General features: G+C 53.7%; 5 protein-coding genes, 1 tRNA gene and 1 pseudogene. 2 read left to right on the top strand and 5 right to left on the bottom strand.

The window, feature by feature from the left end; genetic code table 11:
• Positions 1–115: pseudogene (locus tag V6C07_RS00455) on the top strand (IS5/IS1182 family transposase); the annotation flags it as partial.
• Positions 116–449: 334 nt separating this feature from the next.
• On the opposite strand, the gene V6C07_RS00460 reads toward V6C07_RS00455, so the two are convergent.
• Positions 450–525 (bottom strand) — tRNA-Val (locus V6C07_RS00460).
• Between the two features lie 168 nt (positions 526–693).
• Between V6C07_RS00460 and V6C07_RS00465 the strand changes: the two genes are divergently transcribed.
• Complete coding sequence (locus V6C07_RS00465; RefSeq protein ID WP_333534381.1) at positions 694–1,443, top strand: endonuclease; 750 nt, start codon at positions 694–696, stop codon at positions 1,441–1,443.
• A gap of 439 nt (positions 1,444–1,882) precedes the next feature.
• Here V6C07_RS00465 and V6C07_RS00470 read toward each other — a convergent pair whose 3' ends face one another.
• The 4 genes from V6C07_RS00470 to pth form a co-directional block, all read right to left on the bottom strand.
• Positions 1,883–2,194, bottom strand: coding sequence for a c-type cytochrome (locus tag V6C07_RS00470; RefSeq protein WP_333534383.1), 312 nt, complete (start codon positions 2,192–2,194; stop codon positions 1,883–1,885).
• Positions 2,195–2,409: 215 nt separating this feature from the next.
• A complete protein-coding gene (rho, locus tag V6C07_RS00475) occupies positions 2,410–3,705 on the bottom strand; it encodes a transcription termination factor Rho (protein ID WP_012625082.1) in 1,296 nt (431 codons plus the stop codon).
• Positions 3,706–4,007: 302 nt separating this feature from the next.
• The gene (locus V6C07_RS00480) at positions 4,008–4,523 is read right to left on the bottom strand and encodes a CarD family transcriptional regulator (RefSeq protein ID WP_333534386.1); all 516 of its coding nucleotides are present in this window, start codon (positions 4,521–4,523) and stop codon (positions 4,008–4,010) included.
• Between the two features lie 383 nt (positions 4,524–4,906).
• The coding region (gene pth / locus V6C07_RS00485) for an aminoacyl-tRNA hydrolase (RefSeq protein ID WP_333534388.1) at positions 4,907–5,549 on the bottom strand (643 nt) is incomplete at its 5' end.

The raw sequence follows: 5,549 nt of genomic DNA on the forward strand, positions 1-5,549 counted from the left end.
TTTTCTCTATTTGAAGCAATGGCGCGGCATAGCGACTCGGTACGCAAAAAATGCGGCCTCATTTCTGGCTGCCGTTCAGATCAGGTGTATCTTTTTGTGGGCTTCAGTCTCGTGACTACAGCATCTAAGAGATTTTTAAATTTTGGCATTCCGGGCCACACCACAAAAAGCAAAAAATGGCTTGGGCAGCATGGCTCCAGATATATCTGTCCTCATGTTGCTCGCGCCAAATATTTCACGCAGAAAGTGAATGAGACGAAATGGTGGGGATGACTACGATAGAATTGAGAATAGAAACCACCTGCGAGTTCTGCTCCTCTCAAAAAAGGAAGGGCATACCATCGCGAGGCTTTTTACTGATTGTTTCTGTTTTTTAGGAGGCGTGTTGGGAATGGTGTTGGGAAAACAAAGAAGGGGTTGCAGAAAAATCTGCAACCCCTCGGTACTATTGGTGGGCAGTGAGGGACTCGAACCCCCGGCCCCCGCCTTGTAAGGGCGATGCTCAACCAACTGAGCTAACTGCCCGATAGAACTCACTCAAGAAGTGCAAGCTATAATATTTTTTTGCGTTTGTCATCATCAATCTGAAAGTTGGCAATGACTGGCTGAGGCGAACAAATACAGATAGGTAAACTATTTTTATAACGTTGATTCTATATTTATAAAATTGTATAGCTGAAAAAGAGGTAAGCCATGAGAGTGCTGCTTTTTTTCAGCTTTATTTTTTTCAACGCCTGTCTGGTGTCTGCTGCCGGAAACAGCAGCAATGAAAGCTTTGCCGCGGCCAAAAGAATGTTGGCACGGCAGGTGTACCATGACCGTCACGTTACGTTGTATTGCGGCGCAACCTATGATTCTCAGGGAAGGGTCGTCCTGCCCGAAGGGTTTTCAGTGGCGACGTATGCGGCACGGGCCGAAACGATGGAGTGGGAACACGTACTGCCTGCGGAAAATATGGGCCGCTTTTTTGAGGAATGGAAGCAGGGACATCCCGAGTGCGTCAAGGACGGAAAATCCTACAAGGGGCGGCGTTGTGCGGAAAGGGTGAACAGTGACTACCGCCGCATGCAGGCCGATATGTATAATCTGTATCCATCCATCGGCGCGGTGAATGCCCTGCGCTCCAATTTTAGCTATGCCATGCTGCCGGAAGCGGAACCGAGCTTTGGCCGCTGCGCCATGAAAGTGGCAAAGAACAGGGCCGAACCGCCGGAGAGCGCGCGCGGCCAGATTGCACGCACCTATTTTTATATGGCCGATGCGTACTCTTCGTCCTACTCAATGAGCCTCCGGCAGCGAAAGCTCATGCGGGCCTGGAACAGCCGGTACCCGGTGGATTCGTGGGAATGCGCCCGGGCCGGACGTATCGAGAAACTTCAGGGCAATGAAAACATATTCGTCAAACAGGCCTGTCTGGAGGCCGGTCTGTGGCTTGAGGATTGATGCCTGCCAGAGCAATTTCACTTTGAAATTGCTCTGGCGGCTGCGTGAGCAGTCGCCCGCCGCAAAGATGCAAGCGCAGCTTCAGCCGTTACGACAAAGGAAGTTACGGATGCTTCAGGAGCTGTAACGCAGGAAACTACGCTTGCGAACAGCATGTGTAACGAGCGGTTTGTTTCCACACAACCACTGTCGCCATTCGTAAGGCTCGCAGGCTCGCCAATGACTGCCGCGAAGACAGCAGAGCTATTTACTTGCGCGGTTAAGCATCGAAGCGAGCGTGGCTTAAACTTTGAGAATGTACATTCTCAAAGTTAATCTGCTCTAGGTGCGGCTTGTGGGACGGCTTTGCGTCACGCACAGCATAATGCCCCCGGGCAGCTCTGATCTGTCTCCCTGAAGGGAGACAGATCAGAGCTGCCCGGGGGCATTTTCATGTCAGCTACTTAAGCTGGTTGAGGTATTCCGCGATATTCTTGATCTGTGCTTCCGTCAGCGGCGTGAGCACCGCTTTCATTTTGATCAGGGGACCGGTGGGAGATTCCATGTTTTTAACCTTCTCCATCCCGGCCACAAGCCCGTCAACGGGCTTGCCCATCATTTTTGCGGGGGTGGGGGTATGACAGGATGCGCAAAGGGCCGTGTACAGCTTTGCACCGTCCTGTTCGGCATCCTGGGCGGTTGCCGGCTGGATGCCACTCAGAAGCAGGGCAGCGGCCAGCGCGAATGCGCCATATTGCAGATAGTTTTTCATGTTTTCTTCCTTTGTTAAGGGCCGGGTCGCCAGTGGCGACACAGGGGTATAGGCCACCTGTAAATAAACTGTAGCACATAAAAAATGAGGATACAGCAGGCAAGTTTGCTGAGCGTGACAAAAAAACAATGATTTTGAATAGTAATAGCAATAAATAAAAAACCCCGGTAAAAACCGGGGTTTAATAAGGCGTTTGATGTGCGTTTCTGGACGGGCTATTTGCCCATGGCGTTCATGAAGTCTTTGTTGGACTTGGTGCCGCGCATTTTGTCCAGCAGGAATTCCATGCTGTCGATGGCGGACATGGGTGCCAGAATCTTGCGCAGTATCCAGACGCGGTTGAGCACGTCTTCGGGCAGCAGCAGGTCTTCCTTGCGTGTGCCGGTGCGGTTTATGTCGATGGCGGGGAACACGCGCTTTTCCGAGAGGTGGCGGTCCAGATAGATTTCCATGTTGCCTGTACCCTTGAATTCTTCAAAGATCACTTCGTCCATGCGCGAGCCGGTATCAATAAGGGCGGTGGCGATAATGGTCAGGCTGCCGCCTTCTTCGATATTACGGGCCGCGCCGAAAAAGCGCTTGGGCCGTTGCAGGGCGTTGGCATCCAGGCCACCGGAAAGCACACGGCCGGAAGAGGGCGTTACGGCGTTGTAGGCACGGCCCAGACGGGTGATGGAGTCCAGCAGGATCACAACATCGCGTTTGCGCTCGACCAGGCGCTTGGCCTTTTCAAGCACCATTTCACAAACCTGCACATGGCGCTGCGGCGGCTCATCAAACGTGGAACTGATCACTTCGGCCTTTTTGACCGTGCGCTCCATATCGGTCACTTCCTCGGGGCGCTCGTCAATCAGCAGCACGATGAGGTAGACTTCCGGATTGTTGGCATTGATGGCATTGGCGAGTGATTGCAGCAGAATGGTTTTGCCCGTGCGGGGAGGGGCAACGATAAGACCGCGCTGGCCGCGCCCAATGGGGGCCATGATGTCGATGACGCGGTTGGAAAGATTTTTTTCGCCATTTTCCATGACGAGCTGATGGTCGGGATAGATGGGGGTAAGGTTATCAAAGAGGACGAGATTTTTGGCATGTTCCGGCGGTTCAAAACCTATCTCGGTAACCTTGAGCAGGGCGAAGTAGCGTTCACCCTCCTTGGGCGGACGGATCTGCCCGGAAACAATGTCGCCCTTGCGCAGAGAGAAGCGCCGGATTTGCGATGGCGACACATAGATGTCGTCAGGCCCCGGCATGTAACTGCAAAGGGGCGAGCGCAGAAAGCCAAAGCCGTCCGGCAGAATCTCCAGCACGCCATCGCCGTAAATGGCGCCGTTCTGAGAGGCGCAGGTAGAAAGCAGAGCAAAGATAAGCTCTTGCTTTCGCATGGAACTGGCATTTTCAATTTCGTATTGCTCCGCCAGATCCATGAGCTCCTGCATGCTGCGGGTTTTCAGGTCTGTGAGACTCAGGGCGCTGTCTGTCAACAGAGTGGGGGTAGCTTTCTTTTTGCGCATAACTGTCCGATCTTTTGAATAAGACAAACTAAAACCATACAGTATTTTACAACACTGCATTATTGGCGATTGGATGTAAGGAGACAAAATAGGTGTGCGTGAATGCGATTAGCCCATCTTTTGCATTATGGCAAGAGAAAAGTGACGTCTACACCTTAAAAAATACGTCACTCCCGGTCATGGTCTGGCAGTATGCGAATCTTTTGCCCGCATGTGCCGTGGCCCGGCGCAACGGCGTGCCGTCAAAACGGGCAGATGCAGTCTTTTTTTGACCGGTCTGGGGTTGCCCTGAAAGGGCCGGCTCAGCTTCGGCTTTCTTCCGGCGGTGGCGGCGGCGCATAAAGCTCAAGCAATTCATCCCGCAGGCTGTCTTCCTCAACCTTGAGCACTTCGGCCAGTTCGCCGGTGACAAGCCCCATGGCCTGCTCCTGCAGGCGGCGCTCGCCAAAAGAAAGCTCCTTGGTGCGGCCGATAAGCAGAAGTTCGCGTAAAACTTCTGTAACTACGGAAAGCTCGGAGCTTTTAAGGCGCTCGGAATATTCGCGGAACCGGCGGTTCCAGTTCTGCCCGGTATGCACAACCTTGCCGGTGCTGTTGCGTAGCTCTTCAAGAATGCGTTCCGCCTCTTCCGTGGTGGTAAGCGTGCGCAGCCCCACATGTGCGGCATTGTTAACAGGAACCATCAACGTTACATTGTTGGCCTGAATGCGAACAATATAGAAATCACATGCGATGCCGCCAATAGTCTGGCTATCGATGCTTTCTATCTTGCCCACCCCCTGGGCTGGATATACAACGAGATCGTCCGGCGTGAACATTATGCCACCACACGCCCCAAAGGAGCGCCACTGTACGAGACCTGGAGCGGAAAAAGCTGGAAGTCACGAATTTTGTTTGAATAAAAGATGAGTTGGAAACTTACTCTTCAAAGATAGTAGTCTAAATGTGCTGAAGAGTCCAGCCGAAAAAGCAAAAAAAGCACAGGGCTTGGCTGTTGGTTGCCTTCATGAGCCGTTTACAGCAAAACAGCGCAACATTTACGGGGCAGTGGCGTAAACTGCAAAGCAGTCTACAGACCCATCAGTGCATCCTTCCCTGTTTCGAGAGCGAAGGTACGGGGAGTGCACACGGCATTCATCAAGGCCTCCACCCTCTGTATCCCCGAATATATAGCATGAAATATCCATGCCGCCACGCGAGATTAAATTTTATCTTGCTTTTGAGGATTGCCTGAAGTTTCAGGGCTGCCGTTTCGGGTGTCGGCATTGGGGGCCTGGCTGGCGGGCTTGCGCGGTTTAGCGGTTTTTCCTGCTGTGCGCACGGCGCTGTCCAGGCCTTTTTCGGCAAAGGCGAACAGGACATCCAGCGCTGCCGGCAGACTGCGCTCAAGACTGTCGGCGTCTTCGTCCTGGGGGCGCCCCAGAACCCAGTTGGTCACATCGCCCTTGTGGGGAGGACGGCCTATGCCCATGCGCAGGCGGTAAAAGTCCGGCGTGCCGAGAAGTTCGGTTATGGACTTCAAGCCGTTGTGTCCGGCATTGCCCCCGCCGAACTTGAAACGCAGTTCGCCGGGGGAGATGTCCAACTCGTCGTGGGCCACCACAAGGTCTTCGGCCTTGAGCTTGTGCCAGGCCAGCAGGGGCTGCACGCACTGTCCGCTGAGGTTCATGAATGTTTGCGGCTTGGCGGCCAGCCAGCAGCCTTCAAGGCGCGGCAGCCGCACTCGCCACAGTTGGCAGGCAAACTTGCCGCCGTTCATTTCGTCCACAGTGCCGTGGCGACGGCCAAAGTCCACAAAAGCGTCCACCAGGGCGAAGCCGCGGTTGTGCCGTGTGCCTTCATAG

This window comes from Desulfovibrio sp. 1214_IL3152, from assembly GCF_036763055.1.
Classification (GTDB): Bacteria; Desulfobacterota; Desulfovibrionia; order Desulfovibrionales; family Desulfovibrionaceae; genus Desulfovibrio.